The organism is Kosakonia sp. MUSA4 (assembly GCF_013085925.1).
GTDB lineage: Bacteria > Pseudomonadota > Gammaproteobacteria > Enterobacterales > Enterobacteriaceae > Kosakonia > Kosakonia sacchari_B.
On the sequence record NZ_CP025697.1, the window covers coordinates 3,872,736 to 3,898,009 of the forward strand.

The following is a 25,274-nucleotide window of genomic DNA, read 5'->3' on the forward strand; positions in this document are numbered from 1 at the left end:
GACATCTTAGGGCAAAGCTCGCCATAATAAGTTGTGCCATACGAAGGAACGCCAGCAACGTTCACCTGTCAGTCGCGGACACCGTAAGAACGAAAAGGCATTGCTGTGTCCCGAGTAAGAACCGGAGTGTAAACAGGAATGGGTCAGGAAAAGTTATATCTCGAAAAAGAACTAAGCTGGTTGTGCTTCAACGAACGTGTTCTCCAGGAAGCGGCAGACAAAAGTAACCCGCTAATCGAGCGCATGCGTTTTTTGGGAATCTATTCCAATAACCTCGATGAATTTTATAAGGTGCGTTTTGCCGAGCTGAAACGCCGGTTGATCATCAGCGAAGAGCAAGGCACCACCACCAACTCACGTCATCTGCTGGGCAAAATTCAGTCCCGTGTGCTGAAGGCCGACCAGGAATTCGACAGCCTGTACAACGACCTGCTGCTGGAGATGGCACGCAACCAAATCTTCCTGATCAACGAACGGCAACTGTCGCAAAACCAGCAAAGCTGGCTGCGCAACTACTTCAAGCAGTATCTGCGCCAGCACATTACGCCGACACTGATAAACCGCGAAACCAACCTGGTGCGGTTCTTAAAAGATGATTACACCTATCTGGCGGTCGAGATCATTCGCGGCAACGATATCCGCTACGCCCTGCTGGAGATCCCGTCGGACAAAGTACCGCGTTTCGTGAATCTGCCGCCGGAAACGCCACGTCGCCGCAAACCGATGATCCTGCTGGACAACATTCTGCGCTACTGCCTTGATGACATTTTTAAAGGCTTCTTCGATTACGATTCGCTGAATGCCTACTCGATGAAGATGACCCGTGATGCCGAATATGATTTGGTTCACGAGATGGAATCGAGCCTGATGGAGCTGATGTCGTCGAGCCTGAAACAGCGTCTAACCGCCGAACCGGTGCGTTTTGTTTACCAGCGCGATATGCCCGATGCGATGGTGGAAATGCTGCGCGAGAAGCTGACCATTTCCCGTTATGACTCCATTATCCCCGGCGGGCGTTACCACAACTTTAAAGACTTTATTGGCTTCCCGAATGTCGGCAAAGCCAACCTCGTCAACAAACCGCTGCCGCGTCTGCGTCATACCGGGTTTGATAAATTCCGCAACGGTTTTGATGCCGTTCGCGAACGCGACGTGCTGCTCTATTACCCCTATCACACCTTCGAGCACGTTCTGGAGCTGCTGCGCCAGGCGTCGTTCGACCCGAGCGTGCTGGCGATTAAAATCAATATTTACCGCGTGGCGAAAGACTCACGCATTATTGATTCGATGATCCACGCGGCGCACAACGGCAAAAAAGTGACCGTGGTGGTGGAGTTACAGGCGCGTTTCGATGAAGAAGCCAACATCCACTGGGCGAAACGGCTGACGGAAGCGGGCGCGCAGGTGATCTTCTCAGCGCCGGGTTTAAAAATTCACGCCAAGCTGTTCCTCATCTCCCGCATGGAAGGTGAAGAAGTGGTGCGCTACGCGCATATCGGTACCGGGAACTTTAACGAGAAAACCGCGCGGCTGTATACCGACTACTCGCTGATTACGGCCGATGCGCGCATTACCAATGAAGTGCGCCGGGTGTTTAACTTTATCGAGAACCCGTATCGCCCGGTGAATTTCGATTACCTGCTGGTGTCGCCGCAAAACTCGCGCCGCCTGCTGTATGACATGATCGATGCCGAGATCGCCAACGCGCAGAATGGACAGCCTTCCGGCATTACGCTGAAGCTGAACAACCTGGTGGACAAAGGGCTGGTGGATCGCCTCTATACCGCCTCCAGTTCAGGCGTGCCGGTGAATCTGCTGGTACGCGGTATGTGTTCGCTGATCCCGGAGCTTGAAGGCATCAGCGAAAATATTCGCGTGATTAGCATCGTTGACCGTTATCTTGAGCACGATCGCATCTATATTTTTGAGAACGGCGGCGATAAGCGAGTCTGGCTCTCTTCCGCTGACTGGATGACCCGTAATATCGATTACCGTATCGAAGTAGCGGCACCGCTGCTCGATCCCCGGCTTAAACAGCGCGTTCTGGATATCATTGACATTCTGTTCAGTGATACGGTAAAAGCCCGGTACATTGATAAAGAACTGAGCAATCGCTACGTGCCACGCGGCAATCGTCGTAAAGTACGCGCGCAGTTGGCGATTTACGACTACATCAAATCACTCGAGCAGCCTGATTAATCTATGCCGATACAAGAAAAGATGCCCCGACCGGAGGAGTTCGCTGCGGTCGACCTGGGTTCCAACAGTTTCCATATGGTGATTGCACGTGTGGTGGACGGGGCGATGCAAATCATCGGCCGCCTGAAGCAGCGCGTGCATCTGGCGGATGGTCTGGACAGCAATAACATGCTGAGTGAAGAGGCAATGGAGCGCGGGCTGGCTTGCCTGTCGCTGTTTGCCGAGCGCCTGCAAGGGTTCGATCCCTCCAGCGTCTGCATCGTAGGCACGCACACGTTACGCCAGGCGATGAATGCCACGGAGTTTCTCAAACGTGCCGAAAAAGTGATCCCCTACCCGATTGAAATCATTCCGGGCAACGAAGAAGCGCGACTGATTTTTATGGGCGTGGAACATACGCAGCCGGAGAAAGGCCGCAAGCTGGTGATCGATATCGGCGGCGGTTCGACGGAGCTGGTTATCGGTGAAGATTTCGAACCAAAGCTGGTCGAAAGCCGTCGCATGGGCTGCGTCAGCTTTGCGCAGATGTACTTCCCCGGCGGCACCATCAATGGTGAAAACTTCCGCCGCGCGCGCATTTCCGCCACGCAAAAGCTGGAGTCGCTGGCCTGGCAGTTCCGCATCCAGGGCTGGAATGTGGCGCTGGGCGCGTCCGGCAGTATCAAAGCGGCAAATGAAGTGCTGATCGCCTCAGGCGAGAAGGACGGGTTTATTACTCCGGAGCGTCTGGAAAAACTGGTCGATGAAGTGCTGAAGTATAAAAACTTCAGCGAACTGAGCCTGCCAGGGCTTTCTGAGGAACGTAAAGCGGTGTTCGTGCCGGGCCTCGCCATTCTGTGCGGCGTATTCGATGCGTTGGCGATCCGCGAACTGCGTCTCTCCGACGGTGCGCTGCGTGAGGGCGTGCTGTATGAGATGGAAGGCCGCTTCCGTCATCAGGACATTCGCAGCCGTACAGCGCAGAGCCTCGCCAGCCAGTACAATATTGACCGTGAACAGGCTCGCCGCGTGCTGGAAACTACCACGCAGATGTACGATCAATGGCAGGCGCAAAATCCCAAGCTCAACAACCCGCAACTGGCGGCGCTGCTGAAGTGGGCGGCGATGTTGCATGAAGTGGGGCTGAACATCAACCACAGCGGCATGCACCGCCATTCGGCCTACATTCTGCAAAACAGCAACCTGCCGGGTTTCAACCAGGAGCAGCAACTGATGATGGCGACCCTGGTGCGCTGTCATCGTAAAGCGATCAAACTCGACGAGCTGCCGCGCTTTACGCTCTACAAGAAGAAGCAATTTTTGCCGCTGGTTCAGTTACTGCGTCTTGGCGTACTGCTGAATAATCAGCGTCAGGCGACCACTACGCCGCCGACGTTGTTTCTGAAAACCGATGAGAATCACTGGACGCTGCGCTTCCCGCATGACTGGTTCAGCCAGAATGCGCTGGTACTGCTGGATCTGGAAAAAGAGCAGGAATACTGGGAAGCGGTCACCGGCTGGCGGTTAAAAATCGAAGAAGAACAGGCACCGGAAGTGGCGGCCTGAGCCGCCTTCCGCTTACTCTTCGACCAGCGTCGCCAGCGGAGCGGGCTTACCAATCAGATAACCCTGTAGATAATCGATACCCAGCGCGACAGCCGCGCTGCGTATCTCTTCGCTTTCAACATACTCCGCGACGACCTGCATTTTCTTCATCCGCGCCAGATGGCAGATAGAGGCCACAATCTGATAGTCCAGGCTGTTTGCAACGATATTGCGGATAAAACTGCCGTCTATTTTCAGCATATCGGCGTTCACATCTTTCAACTGGGCGTAGCTGGCATAACCGGTACCAAAGTCATCAATGGCAACCCGGCACCCCATTTGTTGTAGCTGGGCGAGCGTTTGTCCGGCCTGCTGTATATTCGGCATCATGCTGCTTTCGCTGATTTCAAAAATCAGCTGCCACGCTTCGATAGCGTAATCCCGCAGCAGGGTTTTTACCTCCTGCGCGAACTGCGCACGGCAGACAGAGGCTGGCGAGAGGTTGACTGAAAAACGCTGCGCGGGCAACGTTTTGCGGTTATGCGCCATAAAGCGCAGCACATTTTCAATCACCCACAAATCAATCCGCGACGACAGACCGAACTCCTGCGCCACCGGTAAAAACTCACTCGGTCGGATGCAATGTTGCGGATCCTCGCCCAGGCGCAGCAGAATTTCATAGTAGCTATCGCCGCGCACGCCGGAAACCAACTGCGCCATCAGCAGAAAATGATCGCCTTCCAGCGCCTTTTGCAGGCGATTCATCATCTCGACTTTGCTTTTCAGGCTGCGTTGCAGGTTTGCCACGCCCCGGTTTTGCAGGTTTTCCGGCCGGTTGGTGACCAGCGAAATATCGGCCGTGGTGATCATCTCGCCAAGTAGCAGATAGAGATGCTGAACGGGCGAACGCACATAGCAATAGCTGATACCAACGGGTAACTGCACCTGCATCTCATCCCAGATGAAACGAAACTGTTTGATGCGCGCATCCAGTTCATCAATACGCGTCTGCCAGGCGTGGGTATTCAGGCGAATCACCAGATCGTGGCCCGAAAGCTGGTGAACGGCTTCCCCTTTCTGTAACAACGGCTTTAACCAGTTGGCCAGGTGCTGTTTAAACTGGATGCGAAACATCACGCCATAGCTGCGGCCTAAAAGTTCAAGCGCCGGTATGCGCAGGAAATAAAGCACCGACCACGGGGTATTCGCCAGCTCGCGGCTTAGCGCACGCAGATTCGGCAAATGAGTCATTGGATCGACAGACGCCAGCCGACGGGTTCGGTTAAGCACCGATCGCCGCCGGCTGGCGATTCCTGCCAGCGCGAGGATCATGAATGTAAATGTCAGGTAACGGGAAGAGATGATAGCGATCTGCACATCTCTGGAAGTAAAACAGGACAAACTGCGATAAAAATAGTGGATCGTCAGAATCAGCAGTGGCGACCAGACAAACGACATAAACCGGAAGCCGTAGCGCATTGATCCCCACAGCATCACCGGCAGCAGCAGCGAAAGCGTATAGTTGGTGTTAAAGATAATGCTGCAACTGGTGGAAGGCATTAACAGTTGGTACTGCAACCCCAGCACCAGACAGAACCAGACACACAGTTCCAGCCAGGTCACTTTAGGATCAAATTCCATGCGCAGTTGGGAAAACCATGAGCGCGCATAGCGTGGGTGGCGAATGATGCGGATCAGTAAATAACCTAATGTGACGCCCGTTACCGCGCCGGCCAGTAGCCCCTGATACGTGATCAACAGCGACATATCCAGCACCATTTTCGCCGGCTCGCTCAACTGCTTGCCGAAGAGATTCAGCCAGTTCCCCAGTTCCAGAAGCAGCAGATATAACGTTGCAGGGCATAATACTTGCCAGAAAATGCGCTGATAAATCAGTGACGATGTACCATATGTGACCAGATGTCGGCGAGTGACAAATACTCGATACCCGACCCAGCTAAACAGGACAGGAATCAGTTCTTGCGCACTTTTCAGGAGCATTCCCAATGGCCCCCAATGCCAGTTATGCCAGATTAACGCAACAATCATACCTGGCAGCACGGCCCAGCCATAAAACATCATCAGACTGATCAAGAGCGACATTGGCAGGTAATAAAGAATAACGTTCTGCCCGTAAATCGAAGTAAATACATTAGCCAGACTAAATAATGGATAAAAGATAACGGGAAGAACGAGCGGCAATGCCCACCATTTATCCTTTAGGTAATTATACTTATTAATTAATGACATAGACGCTCAAAGAAGGTAGCCTGATCCGGGCTGAAATTTCAGACAGGCATCCAGCCTGGCTTAACAAGGCACGAGGGGAACGCGCCCGTTTAGTAACAGGGAGAAATTTTAGTTCTGCGCGGTAAGTGAAAGTTGATATAAATCAAAAGAAACGTATCAGCGGATTTTATTTCCATGTGATTAATCTGTATTTTTGTTTTTATATTCGCAGCGTAAATATTTAATTTTTCTTATATAACCCCAAGATATGTTTTAACGGGCTGCACGCTTAATTGACCTTCCCCGGATACTGTGCCTTAATAACCCTGTCGCCCGTTAATCGGGTATTCCTAAAGGAAACACAGTGAGTCAGGCAACCAGTATGCGAAAACGACATCGATTTGACAGTCGCATGACCCGTATCGTACTTCTCATCAGCTTTGTCTTTTTCTTCGGCCGTTTCGTCTATTCCACCATTGGCGCCTGGTATCATCATCAGGATAAAGTCCAGTCGCAACAAATCAGCCAGACTATCGATCCCACCGCACAACGTTAATATTTACCCTCTTTTTTGTACACGCTCAGACGCGTGGGTTTTTGCACGCCTTTTAAAAGCTGCAAAAAAAATCGCCAGCAAATCGGTTGATATTGCTGACGATAAAGGGACGCATTGCACGCGATGGCGTTTACATCACGCCGCCGGGATCGAAACTGGCAAGAAACGCATCGGCTTTCTGCGGTTTCGCTTGCAGGTTAACGCGGTGCAGGATGATATCCGCCGCAGGCCCAGGATTAGGGCTCACGTAGACGCCCGGCCCGGAGACACCGGATTCGGTCAACGCCTTTAACACATGGGCATCGCGCAAAGCGTGTCCGACAACCGCGACTTTTCGGCCCGCAAGGCTCTGTTTGATCACCCTAAAGAACGCCTCATTGGCCATCACTTCCTGGAGATCTTTCGCCGTCAGCCGCAGGCTTTCCAGTTCGGAGAGTGTTCCGCTGAGCTTAATGATCGAGACCTTGCCCTTTTCCGGCAACTTCGGATCGGACGGCGTGATGACCACATACGGAATGCCGCTCGTCATGCAGGCGATCTCGAAGAGTGCATCATAGTTGGTGGTGAGGATGGTTTTGAACTTCTTCACTGCCTCAAAATGGGCCCCGGTCGGCCAGACCTTCTGCGGCGTGTCCAGTAACGCTTTAACATCCTGCAGCAACGCCTCGCGCCCGCGCTGGCTTTCGTAATACCCCGCAACTTCATCAAACGAGTAGCGGGTGTAGATATCGCTGGCTGCAACATCCGGCCAGAGCTGTGCGGCCAGGCTACTGATAATCAGATTCGCCGTCGGATAGCCAGCAGATATCGACAGCCCTGCGCCGCCGAGAAGCACCCATTTATCATCGTCATGCACCGGCAGCGATTCGGCCAATTGCACAGCGGCATGCGGAGGCGTTAACTGGGCATCGCGCAGACGCAGCAGCTCTTTCAGTGCCGTCTGGGTACAAAAATCCACCAGCGCCTTTGCCACCTTATCTGCAAGATCCTTCGCTAACTCAAATTCTGCGCGAAAATGCCCCGTATCCCACGCGGCCACCGCCGTGCGAAACGCATCCCGCAGCTTGTCCTCTTTACTTCCGTAATCCAGCTTTTTCATAAAGGGCAACACCGGAATGTTCAGCGCGCGAGCAGCGTCATATTCAAGGTGCGTGACAGATTTACCTTCGCCACCGCCATAACCGCTGTCAGGTTCCCAGCCGTAGCTGTCGCCAAGAAGCAGGACAAACAGGTGACAATCGCGGATTTTCGGCTCAATCACTTCCCAGCTGGTCTGCCCGTTTGGGCTAAACTCTTCGGCATTCACCGGCTCAAAACCGAAAAAATTTAACCGATCGACCACTTCCTGCCGCTCGTTGCGCAGATCCTTCATCGTACTGCTAATGAACACGCGTAGTTTATTGGCCATTTATTGCCCCTTAGATTTATAAACGCTTTCCCGCAGCACCCAATAACTACTTATCCGCGACACGCGCCAGCCAGTCGCGATACGCGCTGCCCGCATCTGCCGGCAGATTTTGCCGGTGCGCGGCAAATTCCTCGTCCATACCGAAGATTTTCCACACCAGCGGCGCAAGACGCGCAGCCGGGCTACCATTGCGTTCGGCTTCGCGCAGCAACTCCAGCGTACGGCTTTGGTGCTCGGCCAGCGCCTCCGAGTGATAATCAAAGGCTTTTCCCAGCCCGGAGAGATACATCAATTTCGGCACCTCAACCTGCGGCCACTGGAGCGCCATATGCAGCGGCCAGTCGAGCATCGCCCGCTCGCCCCACATCGCCTCGCGCGGCGTGGTTTTATTTACCACCAGCGTCAGCGTGAATGCCTGCGCCAGTTCGCCCAGATAAATATCCATCGCCTCCGCAGACGGGCGCAGATAAAACCCATCCAGCGGTTGCTGGCGCGTGAGACCGATTACAGCGAGCAGACGCTGTTCAAGATCGAGTACCAGCGCACCCAGCTCAGCCTGTTTGCTGCGGCCCGCTTCGCTGGCTTTTTTCGTGCGCGTTGCGCAGTCCCACAGGCTCAACGTGATGTGCCACTCGCGCTGTTCCCCTTCCCCGCGGCAACCCACGGTGCCGGTAACAAAGTAGTTCATGGTTGGCGGGACGATATCGGACAGCGCATTGCCGTCCATTTCACCGCCAATCAGCACCGGCCCGCCGCCCTCCACCACCTGCACATAAAAACGGCTGGCGTAGTCGCTCCAGTAGTGCGCCGCTTCGGCAAAATAGAGCGGGATCGCCCGCGTCAGACGGCCAATATCATCCTCGCGCTGTGATTCGCTGCGTTCAGGGCCGTCGTAGAGTTTCGACAGCGCAAAGAAACCGACAGTCGGCGCTTCTTCAGGCTTCTGCGCGAACAACCAATTGGCATTGCACAGGCCGTAATGCCAGATCGGTTGAGTGAGCGACAGTGTGCTGAACTTCAGTTCGCAAGCATCAGCAGGCGTGGAGATGGCAGCGTGCTTCTGCATCTCCTGAAAGGCTTTGGCGAATTCATCAAGGTGCTGTTTCAGCGGCATATATCCCAGCGCGTACATCCGCGCCAGCAGCTTTTCGCCCTCCTCCACATTGCCCAGCGCCTGCCAGGCACGCAGCAGATTAAGACCAGCCATCGGCTCGTGACGCTGTTCGTCATACACCGGAGCCACCAACTCAGCGATCAGCGGGATCTGCCCGTTATTGCCGAGATCGCCGGAAATCATCATCAGCGCGCTGCCGTCATACAGACCGGCGGACAGCACTTCCTTATAGAGCGCGCGGGCAGCGGCAATATCCTGATGTTCCAGATAATGACGTGCCAGCCATAACTGCGCGCGCCAGCTACCGGGCAATGCAGACACGGTTTTCAGCGCGGCTACATAGGCATTTTCCCCGCCGCGCTCCTGTTGAATGCTCACCCACCATAACAGGCCGTTGTCCTGATTCGGATCGGCCTGAATCGCCTGCCACAGAGTCTCTTCCGCGCGCGGCTCTTCACCGCGCTCGGCAAACACTTTGGCTAAATTGGTCAGCAATGTGCCGGTTTCGCCCACTTTGGCGATACCCGCTCGCAGCGTATTTTCCGCCGCCGCCAGCTCGCCATTTTTCATCAGCACGATGCCCTGAATGGTGTGGCTGCGCTCGGGAATATAATCAATCTCCACCAGACGTTCGGCGGCGGGGATCAAATCCGCAGCAAAACCATCGTTCAGCCCGCTAATGATCGCCTGATAGAGTTCGGCAGCGTCGTTGCGTTTCTCTTCCAGCGACGGCAAAAAAACCTTCTCGCGCCACTCGCTGCGCGGGATCTGCATCTCCCGCCCGTAGGCGTCGTACGCCACAATCAGCTCGTCGTTTTGCGGTGGTTCAGGAGAGTGAGTTTCGGTTTCCGGCTTTTTTTTGCCGCTAATGGCAGAAAGGAGGCGTTTAAACATGGCGCTTGCCTTGTTGGTTGGTGGGTTTTTGGCTGTAACAGCGTAGACCTTAACCGTCGCCGCGTCCAAAGAAAAGCCAATAAATACGAGGGGTTAGTGAGGAAAATGGATGGATTCAGAGAGATTTCGAGAGTCTTTCAGCCAAATGATGAACGGGAACCCGGCTTTGATGTAATACAGCAAGTACAACGATGCCCTGGCGAGCGGCAATGTAATAAATCATATGGCTGTCACAGGGAAAACTGTAGACACCAGCACCAAGTTCTTCTTCCCTTTTTTGACCCATCGTTGGTATTCCCGCTATTTTTTCCAGCATCTGGCGCATATTTGCCAGGTAATCCCGGGACTGTTGTTTGCCAAAGTTCCTGATCGTGTAATCGCGGATCTCTCGCAGATCACGCTGAGCCTCTTCCGTGAGCTTGAATGCTGCCATTTAGTCTTTATCCGCATCCAGCAATTCAGCGAAAAATGCGTCACCATCAACAGTATTGCCAATAGTAATGTCACTGCGAGCGCGTTGAATTTTCGCCTGCAACAATTGCAATTTCATCGCTTCAATTTCCTGGTAGTCTTCTGCTGAGACAACCACCGCCACCGGCTTACCGTTGCGACTGATCTGCACGGGTTCTCGCTGCACTTTTAACAGCATGTCGCCAAACTGAGTTTTTGCTTCGTTCGCGGTCAATGAGTACATCACCATCACCCTTTTCGTCTGAATCGTTCGATTCGTTCATTATAGATATCGAACAATAAAACGTCACCCATTAAAGCATCATCTGTCGTGGGTTCTATGTCGCGAGTTTATTGACCTCGACCTGTTCAACTGGCATAGACGAACTTCAGGCAGATGAATACGGCGGGAAAGACGGCATCAGCGACAGCTTGGGCGACGATGTTGTAGAGAAATGGATGTATTGAGTAAAACGGTAATGACCTGAAACGAGTCACTACCGTTTAACGTTTCACCGTTTATACGCCCTGCTCTTCGCGCACACACTGCCCGAATTTACGCTCCTGGTAACGCGACGGCCAGATTACTTCTGGCTGGGTATTCAGAGCTTCGGCAATTAGCCGCTCCCCTTTCGGCCAGTGCCGGGTTAAGGCATTGGCGAGCGTGGATGAAGCCAGCCCCGACTCACGAGAAAGCGCCGCCAACGATGTTCCTTTCTTCTTTAAGCCCGCAATGATATCGGCTTTATGCCAGTCCTGATGTTCCATGGTTCTTCTCCTTTCATGTTGACTATGAGTCACATACTAGCACAACAATTTAAAACTGTGACTAATAGTCCGTGGACTTATAGTCATCAAAACACAATGCTGTACGCATGAAAAATTCTGAAAATATCAAAGTCCTGTTGGGACGACGTGTCAGAACTTTGCGCATGCAGGCAGGGCTTTCTCAGGAAGGTTTTGCGGAGAAATGCGGACTTGATCGCACCTATATCAGTGGAATCGAACGCGGCACTCGTAACCCAACACTGGAAGTGCTTTATATCCTCGCAACCGCACTTAACACCGAACTCACTACTCTGTTCGTTTTTAACGAACCCGGCTGATCGATTTTGCTAATGAGATCAACCAAGCAGCCAGTGATGTGACTCATCGTCCGTGGTCTGATAAGCAACGAAGTACGATGCTGTCGGGCATGGAAAATACAAAAGACATCACAGTGCGTTTCGGACAACGCGTAAAAACCCTCCGCTTACAGCTCGGACTTTCACAGGAAGCGTTCGCCGATAAATGCGGGTTGGATCGCACTTATATTAGTGGGATTGAGCGAGGAGTCAGGAACCCAACGCTGGAGGTTATTGCTGTTATTGCGGACGGGCTGGGAATGGGGTTGGATGGTTTGTTTAAGTTTTGATGGAAATACAACGAGCGCAACGTTTGTTAGATTTTTTATTAAGCAACCACGTATTTTACCGATAGGAACTGATTTTTTGATTCCATCCGCATAAAGTGTGACTAAAAAAACTGGTCCCCAGACAAATACGATGAGTAAGGCTAGAGTATATTGAAGCAAGGTGATTACTTAGTCATATATTCTTTAAATATTATATGCAATTGAATTCATAGTAAGGTAATATCATACATATAGGCTATATCTATAGCCCTTGATACACAAGGTACAATATATCATCAGACAATTAACACATTGGTGAGACGATGGAAACTAATAACATTATTGATGAAAATGCACTTTCAGTATCTGAAAGTGATGATCATGAAATCATTGAATTTAATGAAGAGATTGTTAGCGACGATCCAGTGACAAGAGATGACTTAGAAGGACTTGTTATTTACTCAAGAGACTGGACAATTGAGACAATAATTAGCCAAATAGAAGCCAATAACATTGATCTAAACCCATCATTCCAACGCAGGAATGTTTGGGAAAATGACAAACGCTCAAAGTTAATAGAGTCACTAATTGTAGGGTACCCAGTTCCTGAAGTTGTTTTAGCAGAAATACCCAGCAAAAAGAAACAATATGTTGTCATTGATGGAAAACAACGGTTATTAGCAATTCACGGTTTCTTTAAACCAGAAAATGAATACTGGAAAGGCAAAGCTGAATTAAAAGGCCTAACGATCAGAAAAGATTTAGATGGTTCCTCTATTGATTCGTTTGATGCCGATGATTTACGCCTTTTGAAAAATGCTGATTTGAGATGTACGATTCTTTCGGGTTATAAAACTACGTCTGTTTTATATGATGTATTTTATCGTCTCAACACAGGTTCCGTTCCATTATCAATGCAAGAACTTAGAAACTCTCTACACAAAGGTGAATTCTCCAAGTTTATAACTAATAAGACGAACGCAGTTATACCTCTTCATCACATTATGTCTTTGTCCGGTCCTGATAAGCGTTTCAAAGATATTGAAATAATACTGAAATTTTTATCCATTAATTTTAGCAACAAAAAATACAACAGTAACCTTAAAGATTTCTTAGACACTTTTACGGAATATGCCAATGAGTCCTGGAATGACAAACATAATGATTTTGAACAATCGTGTACTGTTTTTGATTCTGCATGCTCACTATTAATTGAAATTTTTGGTGGCCCCAAAAAAGTTGGTAGGAAATGGTTACCGGCCAAAGAAACTTGGGAATCAAGATTTAACCGTTCTCTTTTTGAAGTCTTAGCACAGTATGCATATTTTTTAATAACGGATGGTCATGATGTCATTTTTGATGATAGTGCTAAAAAAGATGATTTTTGTGCCTGTGTCAAAAAAGCCTTCGAACAACCAGAGTTCTCATCTGCTGTATCCTCAACAACAAAGACCTTAGATCAGCATAGAACTAGATTTTCAGTTTTATTTAGCATCCTAAACGAAAAATTCAAACTTGATTATTCCATTCCTCAAAGCATAGATTAAAACGGAAGAGGAAATAATTATGACAGATTATTCCTTACGCATCGCCGAGGCATTTTCGAATCTCGAAAATGTAAACTCACAATTATTGCATCGATATATAACCCCTCATAGAGGAAATGTTGATTCAACAAGCGAGGATTTTTATCTTGATGTCAAATCTTATCTTATTTTACTTCATGCGGCTATTGAAGATTATATTGAAGGGATAAGCGTATTTTCAAGTGAGATAGCTTGCGAAAAATTTAAAAATGAAGGAGTTGTTACACTACCATTGATTTTTTTGTTTGCAAAAAGCAAGAGTTATAAAGAAAGAATAGCAGACAAAAAAATAAATGAAGAGATTACAATCTCACCCAAGGATTTCCTCATTTCCTCTTTGGGTGAGATTAATTCGATAGCAGTTTCAAATGCAATTGATAACAATGGTATAAATGTTCGTTACTTAAACTCATTACTGCAACATTGTGGTATTAACTTTGATGTTTCCGATAATGAATTTATAAGCTGGAAAAATTTGGCTGACTATCGTGGTGATTTTGCGCATGCAGTTTTTTTCAATCATGGGAAAAAACCTACAGCAAAAAAATTACTATCACCAGAAGACGCTTTGAATCTCGGTAAAGATTGTATATCATTTTCTGAAAAAATAAAAAAAGAAGCATTAATCAGTTTAGGTATAACTCCATGATTATTTAAGAGCTTTTATATCCTCGACTCTCATTTAATGCATATGATTGATTACTGTAATTCCCACAAAAAAGCCCGCTATCAAGCGAGCTTTTTTTCATAAACTAATTAACCAAACGCAAGTTTATTCCCACTCAATAGTAGCTGGCGGTTTGCCGCTGATGTCATACACTACGCGGGAAATGCCGTTGACTTCATTGATGATACGGTTGGAAACGCGGCCGAGGAAATCGTATGGCAGGTGCGCCCAATGTGCAGTCATAAAGTCGATGGTTTCTACGGCACGCAGAGAGACAACCCAGTCGTATTTACGACCGTCGCCCATCACGCCGACGGAGCGGACCGGCAGGAACACGGTGAAGGCCTGGCTCACTTTGTTGTAGAGGTCGGCTTTATGCAGCTCTTCGATAAAGATCGCATCGGCGCGACGCAGCAGGTCGCAGTACTCTTTCTTCACTTCGCCCAGTACGCGAACGCCGAGGCCCGGGCCCGGGAACGGGTGACGGTACAGCATGTCGTACGGCAGGCCGAGCTCCAGACCAATTTTGCGCACTTCGTCTTTGAACAGCTCTTTCAGCGGCTCAACCAGGCCCATCTTCATCTCTTTCGGCAGGCCGCCCACGTTGTGGTGAGATTTGATGACGTGCGCTTTACCGGTCGCGGAGGCGGCAGATTCGATCACATCCGGGTAGATAGTGCCCTGCGCCAGCCATTTCACGTCTTCCAGCTTCAGCGCTTCTTCGTCGAACACTTCCACGAACACGCGGCCGATAATTTTGCGTTTAGCTTCCGGATCGTTCTCGCCAGCCAGTGCTGAAAGGAAGCGATCTTCTGCCGGAACGTGAACGATGTTCAGACCGAAATGGTCACCGAACATGTCCATCACCTGAGCGGCTTCGTTCAGGCGCAGCAGGCCGTTATCGACGAATACGCAGGTCAGGTTTTTGCCGATTGCGCGGTGCAGCAGCATCGCGGTAACAGAGGAATCCACACCGCCGGAAAGGCCGAGGATCACTTTATCGTCGCCAACCTGCTGACGAATGCGTTCAACGGCGTCGTCGATGATTTTTGCCGGGGTCCACAGCGCTTCACATTCGCAGATATCGCGCACAAAGCGCTCCAGCAAACGCAGGCCCTGGCGGGTGTGGGTCACTTCCGGGTGGAACTGCACACCGTAAAAACGTTTTTCTTCATTCGCCATGATGGCAAACGGGCAGCTTTCGGTGCTGGCAACGGTTACGAAATCGGACGGAATGGCCGTCACTTTGTCGCCGTGGCTCATCCACACGTCCAGCAGCACTTTGCCTTCAGCGGTCAGGGAGTCTTCAATGCCGCGAACCAGCGCGCTGTCGGTCTGCACTTCAACCTGCGCGTAACCGAATTCACGCTCGTTAGAACCTTCAACGTGGCCGCCAAGCTGCATCGCCATGGTCTGCATGCCGTAGCACACGCCGAGCACCGGAACACCAGCTTCGAATACATACTGCGGTGCGCGCGGGCTGTTATCTTCGGTGGTGCTTTCCGGGCCGCCGGAAAGGATGATGCCGCTTGGGTTGAAGTCGCGGATCTGCGCTTCGGTGACATCCCACGCCCACAGTTCGCAGTAAACGCCCAGTTCACGCACGCGGCGCGCAACCAGTTGGGTGTACTGAGAACCGAAGTCGAGGATGAGAATACGATGTTTATGAATATTGTCCGTCATTGACGTTACTTCCGAGGCAAGTGGCAATGAATATACTCGTCGTCTTGCAGGCTGAAACCTGAACAGAGAGTATGAAAGTCAGCGCCCGGTGAAAGCACCGGGCGCGGAAATCATTAAGAACCCATGCGGTAGTTCGGGGATTCCTTGGTGATGGTCACGTCGTGAACGTGGCTTTCCTGGATACCGGCACCGCTGATGCGTACAAATTCCGCTTTGGTACGCAGGTCGTCGATAGTACCACAGCCGGTCAGACCCATACAGGAGCGCAGGCCGCCCATCTGCTGGTGAATGATCTCTTTCAGGCGGCCTTTATAGGCAACGCGACCTTCGATACCTTCCGGTACCAGTTTGTCGGCAGCGTTATCGCTCTGGAAGTAACGGTCGGAAGAGCCTTTGGACATCGCACCCAGAGAACCCATACCGCGGTAAGATTTGTAAGAACGGCCCTGGTAGAGTTCGATTTCGCCCGGCGATTCTTCAGTACCGGCCAGCATGGAGCCAACCATCACGGCGGCAGCGCCTGCGGCGATAGCTTTGGCGATGTCGCCAGAGAAACGGATACCGCCGTCGGCGATAACCGGAATGCCAGTGCCTTCCAGCGCTTCAACCGCGTCGGAAACCGCAGTGATCTGCGGAACGCCCACACCAGTCACAATACGGGTAGTACAGATGGAGCCAGGGCCGATACCGACTTTCACCGCGCTCACGCCCGCTTCCGCCAGGGCACGAGCACCTGCGCCAGTCGCGACGTTACCACCGATGATTTGCAGATCCGGGTATTTAGCACGGGTTTCGCGAATGCGTTGCAACACGCCTTCGGAGTGGCCGTGAGAGGAGTCAATCAGCAGTACGTCAACGCCCGCGGCAACCAGCGCATCAACGCGCTCTTCGTTACCGGCACCAGCGCCGACTGCCGCACCAACGCGCAGCTGGCCCTGCTCATCTTTACAGGCGTTCGGTTTACGTTCTGCTTTCTGGAAGTCTTTCACGGTGATCATGCCGCGCAGGTGGAAGCTTTCGTCAACGACCAGCGCTTTTTCAACGCGTTTTTCGTGCATTTTGGCGAACACCACTTCACGGGATTCCCCTTCGCGAACGGTCACCAGGCGCTCTTTCGGCGTCATATACACGCTGACCGGCTGGCTCAGATCGGTAACGAAACGCACGTCACGACCGGTGATGATACCAACCAGTTCGTTATCGCCGTTAACGACCGGATAACCGGCAAAGCCGTTACGTTCGGTCAGTTCTTTTACTTCGCGCAGGGTGGTGGTCGGCAGAACGGTTTGTGGATCTTTAACCACGCCGGATTCATGTTTCTTCACGCGACGAACTTCTTCCGCCTGGCGCTCGATAGACATGTTTTTGTGAATAAAGCCAATGCCGCCTTCCTGTGCCAGCGCAATCGCCAGACGCGCTTCAGTCACGGTATCCATCGCCGCAGAGAGCATAGGAATGTTCAGGCGAATGGTTTTAGTGAGCTGCGTGCTCAAGTCGGCAGTATTCGGCAGAACGGTGGAATGAGCGGGAACGAGGAGGACGTCGTCAAACGTCAGTGCTTCTTTAGCAATACGTAGCATGGGCAATATCTCTGACCTGGGGGGTTAAATATTGCCGTGGCATTATACAGAGCGTAACCGATTGCATCCACACTTTTTTGAGAAAAAACTTGCCATCCCCTCGTATCGGGTTACTATCGACTGAATAACCTGCTGATTTAGAATTTGATCTGGCTCACATGTCGTCGTTCCAATCCCCCTCAATTTATACCGTCAGCCGCCTGAACCAGTCGGTGCGCTTACTGCTGGAACGCGAACTCGGTCAGGTGTGGATCAGCGGGGAAATCTCCAATTTTACCCAACCCGCTTCCGGCCACTGGTACTTCACCTTAAAAGACGATACCGCTCAGGTGCGCTGCGCGATGTTCCGCAACAGCAACCGCCGCGTTACGTTTCGCCCGCAGCACGGCCAGCAGGTGCTGGTTCGCGCCAACATCACGCTGTATGAACCGCGCGGGGAATACCAGATTATCGTCGAAAGCATGCAACCGGCCGGTGAAGGCTTGTTGCAGCAGAAGTATGAGCAGCTAAAAGCCAAACTTGCTGCCGAAGGGTTGTTCGATCAGCAATTTAAACAGCCGCTGCCCTCGCCTGCGCACTGCGTTGGCGTGATCACCTCGAAAACTGGCGCGGCGCTGCACGATATTCTGCATGTGCTGAAACGCCGCGATCCGTCTCTGCCGGTGGTCATCTACCCAACTGCGGTGCAGGGCGAAGATGCGCCGGGGCAAATCGTGCGTGCTATTGAGCTGGCGAATGCGCGCCAGGAGTGCGACGTGCTGATTGTCGGTCGCGGTGGCGGTTCGCTGGAAGATCTCTGGAGCTTTAACGACGAACGCGTGGCGCGTGCGATTTTCGCAAGCCGCATTCCGGTAGTCAGCGCCGTCGGCCATGAAACCGATGTCACGATTGCCGATTTTGTTGCCGATCTGCGCGCACCAACGCCTTCGGCCGCAGCGGAAATTGTCAGCCGCAACCAGCTTGAACTGCTGCGCCAGGTACAGGCGATGCAGCAGCGCTTAGAGATGTCGATGGATTATTACCTGGCTGGCCGCAACCGCCGCTTCGCCCTGGTGAACCATCGCCTGCAACAGCAGCACCCGCAGTTACGGCTGGCGCGCCAGCAAACGGTGCTGGAGCGTCTGCAGCAGCGCATGCAAAACGCACTGGATACGCAGTTAAAACGCGCTTCTGCCCGTCAACAGCGCGTTATGCAGCGTCTGAATCAGCAAAACCCGCAGCCGCGGATTCATCGCGCGCAAAGCCGCGTGCAACAGCTGGAATATCGCCTGAGCCAGAACATTCGCGACCGTTTAAGCGCCACGCGCGAACGCTTTGGTACTGCGATCACCCATCTGGAAGCCGTCAGCCCACTGGCAACGTTGGCACGCGGTTACAGCGTGACCACCTCCCCGGCTGGCGAAGTTCTGAAAAAAACTCGCCAGGTGAAAGTCGGCGATAAGCTTACCACCCGCCTGAATGACGGCTGGGTGGAGAGTGAAGTCAGCAACGTGACACCCGTAAAGAAACCGCGCCAGCGTAAATCATCTTAATGTGTACGATTAATCTATAAGCTGCCCCTATACTTTTGTTGTTCTTTTCATCAAGGAGAGCGACATGAAAACACGCCCGTTTAGCAGCGTTATCCCACCCTATATTCTTCGCCGCATTATCGACCATGGATCAGAAGTACAGCAGCGCTGCGCACAACAAACGTTAACCCATGTACAGACGTTGATGGCCCACAGCCACGGCAAACCCAGCGTGCCGCTGGTCACCTCGCCCGGCGAGCTGGTACGCGATATTTATGATGCGCAGCAGAAAGAGAGCCTGCCCGGTAAGCAGGTGCGCTACGAAGGCCAGCCGTCGAATGGTGATGTTGCCGTGGATGAAGCTTACGACTATCTCGGCGTTACCCACGACTTTTTCTGGCAGGTTTTACAGCGTAACTCCCTCGATAATAAAGGAATGGTGCTGAGCGGCACCGTGCATTATGGCCAGCAATATCAGAACGCTTTCTGGAATGGTCAGCAGATGGTGTTTGGCGACGGCGACGGTGAAATCTTCAATCGCTTTACCATCGCTATCGATGTGGTGGCGCATGAACTCAGCCACGGCGTCACAGAAACGGAAGCTGCGCTGATCTATTTTGAACAATCTGGCGCGCTTAATGAGTCGTTATCGGATGTTTTTGGCTCGCTGGTGAAGCAGTACCACAAACAGCAAACCGCGGATCAGGCCGACTGGATCATCGGCGAAGGGTTGCTGGCAAAAGGAATTAATGGCAAAGGCCTGCGTTCGATGTCTCACCCCGGCACCGCCTATGATGACCCGTTGCTGGGTAAAGATCCGCAGCCTGCGCACATGAAAGATTTTGTGAAAACCCGTGAAGATAACGGCGGCGTGCATCTGAATTCCGGTATCCCCAACCGCGCGTTTTACCTTGCTGCAACGGCGATTGGCGGCTATGCCTGGGAAAAAGCCGGTTACGCCTGGTACGATACCGTCTGCGATAAGGCGCTGGCGCAAAATGCCGATTTCGCCGCCTTTGCGAAACTGACCATTCAGCACGGCGAAAAACGTTCGGGCCAACAGGTTGCAGACGCAATCGAGAAGGCCTGGAAAGAGGTTGGAGTGTTGTAATGAACGAACCCAAATTGACCGATGATGCGGTGGTTGAAGTCGCCCGTGAAGGCGGGCTGGCTTATATCCCGAAGCTGAGCGGCACGCGAAAAATCGTGATTGCTCAGCTTAACGCGGAACAGCGCCAGCGCCTGGTCAGTATCCTGCATCAGACCCTGCCGCTCGGGCAACCGCCCGGGCAGCCGGATTCGCCGGGACGCGGCGATCAGCGCTTTTATCGTTTGCAGATAACCTGGACCACGCAGCAGACCGATATGCTGTTGCTGATCCCGGAAAATAAAGCGCCACCGTCGCTGGTGGAACTGTGGCGCGATGGGGAAGCCTGCATCTGCAAGCCTTAAAGCGGGATAAACTCGACGCGTTTTTTAGAGATCAACCCGTGGCCGTGCTGGCAGAAAAAGTCCACCGCGCCGCAGGCTTTTAACACTTCCAGAGGCTGATGGCACTCCGGGCAGTTTGCCTGTACTTCAATATCGTTGTCGCAGCCGTCGCAATGCGCATGCGCTCCCACCAGTTCCAGCGGGTTGTGGCAGGTCGGGCATTTGAGATCCATAACGCTCTCCTCGTTTATTTTTCACTGCCCTTATCATACACCTTAAGTGACAAAAAACCCGCCGGGTGGCGGGTTTCAGGAGTAATTACTTACTCTTCTTAATGTGTTTAATCAGGCGCTTACGCTTACGCAGCTGGTTCGGCGTCAGGGTGTTGCGCTTATCCGCAAACGGGTTTTCCCCTTCCTTGAACTGAATACGGATTGGCGTACCCATTACATCCAGCGATTTGCGGAAGTAGTTCATCAGATAGCGTTTGTAGGAATCCGGCAGATCTTTCACCTGGTTGCCATGGATCACCACAATCGGCGGGTTATAACCACCGGCGTGGGCATATTTCAGCTTCACGCGGCGACCGCGCACCAGCGGCGGCTGATGATCTTCCGCCGCCATGTTCATAATACGGGTCAACAGCGCGGTGCTGACACGGCGGGTGGAGCTGTCATAGGCTTCGCGTACGGATTCGAACAAGTTGCCGACGCCGCTGCCGTGCAGCGCAGAGATAAAGTGCACGCGGGCAAAATCGATAAAGCCGAGACGGTAATCCAGCGTCTCTTTCACCTGCTCTTTCACTTCCTGGCTCAGGCCGTCCCACTTGTTGACGACAATCACCAGCGAGCGACCGCTGTTGAGGATAAAGCCCAGCAGCGACAGATCCTGGTCGGAAATACCTTCGCGGGCATCAATCACCAGCAGTACGACGTTGGCGTCTTCAATCGCTTGCAGGGTTTTGATAACGGAGAATTTCTCCACCACATCAGTGATTTTGCCGCGCTTACGCACACCGGCAGTGTCGATAAGTACGTACTCACGTTCATCGCGCTGCATCGGAATGTAGATACTGTCGCGCGTGGTGCCCGGCATGTCGTACACCACCACGCGATCTTCGCCGAGAATGCGGTTAGTGAGTGTGGACTTACCGACGTTCGGACGACCGACAATCGCCAGCTTGATCGGCAGATCCTGCGGGTTGAACTCCTCTTCCGGCTCTTCTTCTTCGCCATTTTCACGGGCTTCGAACTGCGCCCAGTATTCGGCCTCTTCATCCACCTCTTCCGGCGGATTCAGTTCGTCCATCCACGGCATCAGCACGTGTTCCAGCAGGCTGGTGACTCCGCGCCCGTGAGAAGCGGCGATAGCATAAATTTCACCAAGACCCAGCGCGTAGAAATCCGCGGTTGCCTGATCCGGATCCAGACCGTCCGTTTTGTTAGCGACGAGGAAAGTCGGTTTTTCGCGTGAACGCAGATGCTTAGCAATAGCCGTATCCGCTGGCATCAGACCCGCGCGGGCATCAACCATAAACAGCACGACATCGGCTTCTTCAATCGCCAGCAGCGATTGTTCCGCCATGCGCGTCTCCACGCCGTCTTCAGTGCCGTCGATACCGCCGGTATCGATACAGATAAATTCGCGGCCTTCTACTTCAGCACGACCGTACTTACGGTCACGAGTCAGACCCGGGAAATCGGCCACCAGCGCATCACGGGTGCGTGTTAAGCGGTTAAATAGCGTGGATTTTCCAACATTAGGGCGCCCGACAAGCGCGACCACAGGTACCATGTTTAAAGCCTCATTACAGGAAATTCATTAGCAAAACGGCGCAATTTGCGCGGCGTTTTAAAAACAGGAAAACGGCTCCTGCAACAGGAGCCGTCTTCGGAAACGACAACCTCAGCGCAGTTAGCGCGAGAGTGCGTACAGCGTGCCGTCTTTCGCCTGGATCAGCAGCTTGCCGCCAGCAACAACCGGCTCAGTCAGGAAACCAGAGCTGTCGACTTTCTGCTGCGCGACGAAGCGCCCGTCTTCAACGTTGATCCAGTGAACATAACCTTCGCTATCGCCTGTCACAATGTAACCATTATACAACGCCGGAGCGGTAAGGTTACGGTGCAGCAGATCGCTTTGCGTCCATAAGGTCACGCCACCGTCGGTGGTCAGCGCCAGAACGCGGTCATTCTGATCGATAATATAGATGCGATTACCATCAACAACGAAGTCGCTCACCGAGCCCAGCTCACGTTTCCACATGATCTGGCCGCTGCGCAGATCCAGCGCCGTCAGGTTGCCGTTGTAAGCCAGGGCGAAAACCACGTTACCTTGGACAATCGGGGTGGTATCCACATCGCTCAGGCGATCGATTTCGGTCGGGCCGTTCGCCTGGGAGATGCGCTGCTGCCAAATCATCTGGCCCTGCTGCATCAGTACCGCGCTCACGCGACCGTTATCGCCGCCGACAATGGCAGCGCCAAAGGCGGTGGTCGGCGCAGATTCGCCGCGCAGAGAGAGCGCAGGCATATCCAGGTTGACCGTCCATTTCACCGCGCCGTCGCTTTCATTCAGCGCCTGCAACTGACCGTTACTGGTATGAATCAGCACCAGGCCGTCACTCACTACCGGGCGGGAAAGCGCTTCACCAGCAACTTTTGCCTGCCAGGCCTGCGAACCATCGCTGGTATTGAGAGCATAAACCTGCGCTTTCTCAGTACCGACGTACACATGGCCGCCAGAAACGGTTACGCCGCCGGAAAGCAGCGCAGCGCGCGTAGAGAACCAGCCGTCTTTCTCTGCCAGATTGACCGACCAGATTTCATGGCCGTCTTCGATATTGACCGCTTTCACCACGCCGTGGCGATCGGCGGCATACACTACGCCGTCAGCAAATGCCGGGTGCAGGTTAGAATAGAAATCGCCGATACCGTTGCCGACGGAAGTACTCCACGCGGTTGTCGGGGTGAACTGATTTTCAACCACCGGCAGCGGGGACATTTTGACAACATCTTCTTCGCTATTGAACAGGGAACAGCCGCTCAATAACGTCACGGAAAGCAGCCCTGGCAGAAGTAATTTACGCAATTGCATCGGGTCCCTCTTAGATGGACAAATTATTAATTTTCATCTGCATCATTTCGCTGAGCGCAGGAGAAGCATTGTTTTTAATGCCGTTTTCCCATGCGGTGCGCGCACCTTGTTTGTCGCCTTTGCTCAGCAACGCTTCACCGCGCAGATCGGCAACAATTGCCGCCCAGCTTTCGCCTTTAACGGCATCCAGCGTTTTGAGCGCAGCGTCTTGCTGCTTCTGCTGCACCTGAACACGCGCCAGACGGACGTTGATCATCGATTGCAGATTTTCATCACTGGTCGCGGCAAGCCCCTGTTGCAATTGCGCGGCTGCTTTATCCAGTTCATTTTTTTCTACGTATTGCTGTGCCAGTTCCAGTGAAGCCAGCGCGCCATAAGTGTTTTTGTTGTCAGCGGCAAATTTCTCTGCAGCTGTGAACGACTCTGGCTTATCAGCCTGAAGCGCGGAAATCGCGTTTTCATAGGCCTGCGATGAAGCTCTCGCCGTATCTGCCTGATGGCCGTTCCAGTAACGCCAGCCCATCAGCGCACCAATACCCAAAACAACCCCAACAGCCAGCGCTTTGCCATTTTCGACAAAGAAGCGCTTGATAGCGTCAACCTGGTCGTTTTCGTTCTCGTAAATTTCCACGCAATCCTTCTCCTTAACGATAATTCACCGGCGAGATTAGCCCAGTAGTGTGCGCAAATGCGCTGCAACGCTATCCTGCGTTACCGTACTCTGTTCACCAGAGCGTAAATCCTTCACCACAACATTACCGTCGGCGATTTCAGACTCGCCAAGCACCAGTGCGACGCGAGCACCCCACTTATCTGCACGGGCGAATTGCTTTTTGAAATTGCCGCCGCCGTGGTTCATCATCAACCTCACGCCAGGCAACGCATCGCGTACCTGTTCGCCCAACTGCATTGCAGCGGACTGCGTATTGGCGCCAGACGCCACCAGGTATATATCGACAACGGATTTTGCTTTAAATTCCGGATTAACTGCCTGAACCAACAAAACAAGTCGTTCAAGGCCCATTGCAAAGCCAACCGCCGGAGTCGCGCGACCGCCAAGTTGCTCAACCAGGCCGTCATAACGACCGCCTGCACAGACGGTTCCCTGCGCGCCAAGGCTGGTTGTCACCCATTCGAAAACGGTGCGGTTGTAGTAGTCAAGACCGCGCACCAGACGCTGGTTAACGGTATACGCGATACCGGCGTCATCAAGGAAAGCGCACAGCCCGGCGAAATGTTCGCGGGATTCGTCGTCGAGGTAATCACCCAGTTTCGGCGCGTCGTTCAGCAGCGTCTGAATGTCCTGATTTTTCGTATCCAGCACGCGCAGCGGGTTGGTATACATGCGGCGCAGACAATCTTCGTCCAGCTTATCTTTATGCTGTTCAAGGAATGCGACCAGCGCATCGCGGTAAGTTGCGCGCGCTTCCAGCGAACCAATAGAGTTGAGTTCAAGGGCCACGTGAGACGCGATGCCCAGCTCACGCCACCAGCGGGCGGTAAGCATAATCAGCTCCGCATCGATATCCGGCCCTTGCAGACCAAACACTTCGACACCCAACTGATGGAACTGACGATAGCGCCCTTTCTGCGGACGCTCGTAGCGGAACATCGGCCCGACGTACCACAAGCGCTGTTCCTGATTGTACAGAAGACCATGCTCGATGCCGGCGCGTACACAGCCCGCCGTACCTTCAGGACGCAGCGTCAGGCTATCGCCGTTGCGATCGTCGAAGGTATACATCTCTTTTTCAACCACGTCGGTCACTTCGCCGATCGCGCGTTTGAATAACGGGGTCTGCTCTACAATCGGCAAACGGATTTCACTGTAACCGTAGCTGCCGAGCACGTTTTTCAGGGTGCTTTCAATGCGCTGCCAGATGGCGGTTTCGCCAGGCAGATAATCGTTCATGCCGCGAATGGCTTGAATATTCTTTGCCACGTTTATTCTCTTTA

23 protein-coding genes are annotated in these 25,274 nt (G+C 52.5%); 10 read left to right on the forward strand and 13 right to left on the reverse strand.

Annotated features, from left to right (window positions below; genetic code table 11):
* The first annotated feature begins 138 nt into the window (after nucleotides 1-138).
* Both ppk1 and ppx read left to right on the forward strand, forming a co-directional pair.
* Nucleotides 139-2,199 carry a polyphosphate kinase 1 gene (gene ppk1, locus C0557_RS18245; protein ID WP_208660048.1) on the forward strand — a complete coding sequence of 687 codons (2,061 nt, stop codon included), beginning with the start codon at nucleotides 139-141 and terminating at the stop codon, nucleotides 2,197-2,199.
* Nucleotides 2,200-2,202: 3 nt separating this feature from the next.
* Nucleotides 2,203-3,744 carry an exopolyphosphatase gene (gene ppx / locus C0557_RS18250; RefSeq protein WP_074778780.1) on the forward strand — a complete coding sequence of 514 codons (1,542 nt, stop codon included), beginning with the start codon at nucleotides 2,203-2,205 and terminating at the stop codon, nucleotides 3,742-3,744.
* A 12-nt stretch (nucleotides 3,745-3,756) separates the two neighbouring features.
* Here the strand turns inward: ppx and C0557_RS18255 are convergent, their stop codons facing one another.
* Nucleotides 3,757-5,973 carry an EAL domain-containing protein gene (locus tag C0557_RS18255; RefSeq protein WP_208660050.1) on the reverse strand — a complete coding sequence of 739 codons (2,217 nt, stop codon included), beginning with the start codon at nucleotides 5,971-5,973 and terminating at the stop codon, nucleotides 3,757-3,759.
* A 343-nt stretch (nucleotides 5,974-6,316) separates the two neighbouring features.
* Here C0557_RS18255 and C0557_RS18260 point away from each other — a divergent pair, with 343 nt between their 5' ends.
* Complete coding sequence (locus C0557_RS18260) at nucleotides 6,317-6,508, forward strand: YfgG family protein (protein ID WP_071531982.1); 192 nt, start codon at nucleotides 6,317-6,319, stop codon at nucleotides 6,506-6,508.
* 130 nt (nucleotides 6,509-6,638) lie between these two features.
* On the opposite strand, the gene C0557_RS18265 is transcribed toward C0557_RS18260, so the two are convergent.
* The 5 genes from C0557_RS18265 to C0557_RS18285 form a co-directional block, all read right to left on the reverse strand.
* The gene (locus C0557_RS18265; protein ID WP_208660052.1) at nucleotides 6,639-7,916 is read right to left on the reverse strand and encodes a DUF4062 domain-containing protein; all 1,278 of its coding nucleotides are present in this window, start codon (nucleotides 7,914-7,916) and stop codon (nucleotides 6,639-6,641) included.
* Between the two features lie 46 nt (nucleotides 7,917-7,962).
* Nucleotides 7,963-9,924 carry a lipopolysaccharide assembly protein LapB gene (locus C0557_RS18270; protein WP_208660054.1) on the reverse strand — a complete coding sequence of 654 codons (1,962 nt, stop codon included), beginning with the start codon at nucleotides 9,922-9,924 and terminating at the stop codon, nucleotides 7,963-7,965.
* Between the two features lie 115 nt (nucleotides 9,925-10,039).
* On the reverse strand, nucleotides 10,040-10,357 hold the full coding sequence (locus C0557_RS18275; RefSeq protein WP_208660056.1) for a type II toxin-antitoxin system RelE/ParE family toxin: 318 nt from the start codon (nucleotides 10,355-10,357) through the stop codon (nucleotides 10,040-10,042).
* A complete protein-coding gene (locus tag C0557_RS18280) occupies nucleotides 10,358-10,618 on the reverse strand; it encodes a type II toxin-antitoxin system Phd/YefM family antitoxin (RefSeq protein ID WP_208660058.1) in 261 nt (86 codons plus the stop codon).
* Between the two features lie 275 nt (nucleotides 10,619-10,893).
* A complete protein-coding gene (locus tag C0557_RS18285; protein WP_208660060.1) occupies nucleotides 10,894-11,142 on the reverse strand; it encodes a helix-turn-helix transcriptional regulator in 249 nt (82 codons plus the stop codon).
* 107 nt (nucleotides 11,143-11,249) lie between these two features.
* On the opposite strand from C0557_RS18285, the gene C0557_RS18290 reads away from it, so the two are divergent.
* From C0557_RS18290 to C0557_RS18305, 4 genes are all read left to right on the forward strand, one after another.
* Nucleotides 11,250-11,480, forward strand: a complete 231-nt coding sequence (locus C0557_RS18290) for a helix-turn-helix domain-containing protein (RefSeq protein ID WP_208660062.1) — start codon at nucleotides 11,250-11,252, stop codon at nucleotides 11,478-11,480.
* 77 nt (nucleotides 11,481-11,557) lie between these two features.
* Nucleotides 11,558-11,788 carry a helix-turn-helix domain-containing protein gene (locus C0557_RS18295; protein WP_253073737.1) on the forward strand — a complete coding sequence of 77 codons (231 nt, stop codon included), beginning with the start codon at nucleotides 11,558-11,560 and terminating at the stop codon, nucleotides 11,786-11,788.
* A gap of 302 nt (nucleotides 11,789-12,090) precedes the next feature.
* A complete protein-coding gene (locus tag C0557_RS18300) occupies nucleotides 12,091-13,314 on the forward strand; it encodes a DUF262 domain-containing protein (RefSeq protein WP_208660064.1) in 1,224 nt (407 codons plus the stop codon).
* Nucleotides 13,315-13,333: 19 nt separating this feature from the next.
* The gene (locus C0557_RS18305; protein ID WP_208660066.1) at nucleotides 13,334-14,002 is read left to right on the forward strand and encodes a HEPN domain-containing protein; all 669 of its coding nucleotides are present in this window, start codon (nucleotides 13,334-13,336) and stop codon (nucleotides 14,000-14,002) included.
* 123 nt (nucleotides 14,003-14,125) lie between these two features.
* Here C0557_RS18305 and guaA read toward each other — a convergent pair whose 3' ends face one another.
* A complete protein-coding gene (gene guaA / locus C0557_RS18310; protein WP_208660068.1) occupies nucleotides 14,126-15,703 on the reverse strand; it encodes a glutamine-hydrolyzing GMP synthase in 1,578 nt (525 codons plus the stop codon).
* Between the two features lie 113 nt (nucleotides 15,704-15,816).
* The gene (gene guaB / locus C0557_RS18315; protein ID WP_007370831.1) at nucleotides 15,817-17,283 is read right to left on the reverse strand and encodes an IMP dehydrogenase; all 1,467 of its coding nucleotides are present in this window, start codon (nucleotides 17,281-17,283) and stop codon (nucleotides 15,817-15,819) included.
* 158 nt (nucleotides 17,284-17,441) lie between these two features.
* Here guaB and xseA point away from each other — a divergent pair, with 158 nt between their 5' ends.
* From xseA to C0557_RS18330, 3 genes are all read left to right on the forward strand, one after another.
* A complete protein-coding gene (gene xseA, locus C0557_RS18320) occupies nucleotides 17,442-18,815 on the forward strand; it encodes an exodeoxyribonuclease VII large subunit (protein ID WP_208660070.1) in 1,374 nt (457 codons plus the stop codon).
* Nucleotides 18,816-18,879: 64 nt separating this feature from the next.
* Nucleotides 18,880-19,905, forward strand: a complete 1,026-nt coding sequence (locus tag C0557_RS18325) for a M4 family metallopeptidase (RefSeq protein WP_208660072.1) — start codon at nucleotides 18,880-18,882, stop codon at nucleotides 19,903-19,905.
* On the forward strand, nucleotides 19,905-20,246 hold the full coding sequence (locus C0557_RS18330; protein ID WP_208660074.1) for a protealysin inhibitor emfourin: 342 nt from the start codon (nucleotides 19,905-19,907) through the stop codon (nucleotides 20,244-20,246). Before C0557_RS18325 ends, C0557_RS18330 begins: the two co-directional genes overlap by 1 nt.
* Here C0557_RS18330 and C0557_RS18335 read toward each other — a convergent pair.
* The 5 genes from C0557_RS18335 to hisS all read right to left on the reverse strand — a co-directional run bounded on the left by C0557_RS18335 (nucleotide 20,243) and on the right by hisS (nucleotide 25,260).
* Complete coding sequence (locus tag C0557_RS18335; protein ID WP_208660076.1) at nucleotides 20,243-20,458, reverse strand: zinc ribbon domain-containing protein; 216 nt, start codon at nucleotides 20,456-20,458, stop codon at nucleotides 20,243-20,245. The genes C0557_RS18330 and C0557_RS18335 overlap by 4 nt on opposite strands.
* A gap of 85 nt (nucleotides 20,459-20,543) precedes the next feature.
* Nucleotides 20,544-22,019 carry a ribosome biogenesis GTPase Der gene (gene der, locus C0557_RS18340; RefSeq protein WP_074778747.1) on the reverse strand — a complete coding sequence of 492 codons (1,476 nt, stop codon included), beginning with the start codon at nucleotides 22,017-22,019 and terminating at the stop codon, nucleotides 20,544-20,546.
* A gap of 120 nt (nucleotides 22,020-22,139) precedes the next feature.
* On the reverse strand, nucleotides 22,140-23,318 hold the full coding sequence (gene bamB / locus C0557_RS18345) for an outer membrane protein assembly factor BamB (RefSeq protein ID WP_208660078.1): 1,179 nt from the start codon (nucleotides 23,316-23,318) through the stop codon (nucleotides 22,140-22,142).
* Nucleotides 23,319-23,328: 10 nt separating this feature from the next.
* Entirely contained in the window at nucleotides 23,329-23,949 is a 621-nt protein-coding gene (locus tag C0557_RS18350) for a YfgM family protein (protein WP_074778743.1), read from the reverse strand.
* 36 nt (nucleotides 23,950-23,985) lie between these two features.
* Entirely contained in the window at nucleotides 23,986-25,260 is a 1,275-nt protein-coding gene (gene hisS, locus C0557_RS18355) for a histidine--tRNA ligase (RefSeq protein WP_074778742.1), read from the reverse strand.
* Nucleotides 25,261-25,274 lie beyond the last annotated feature (14 nt).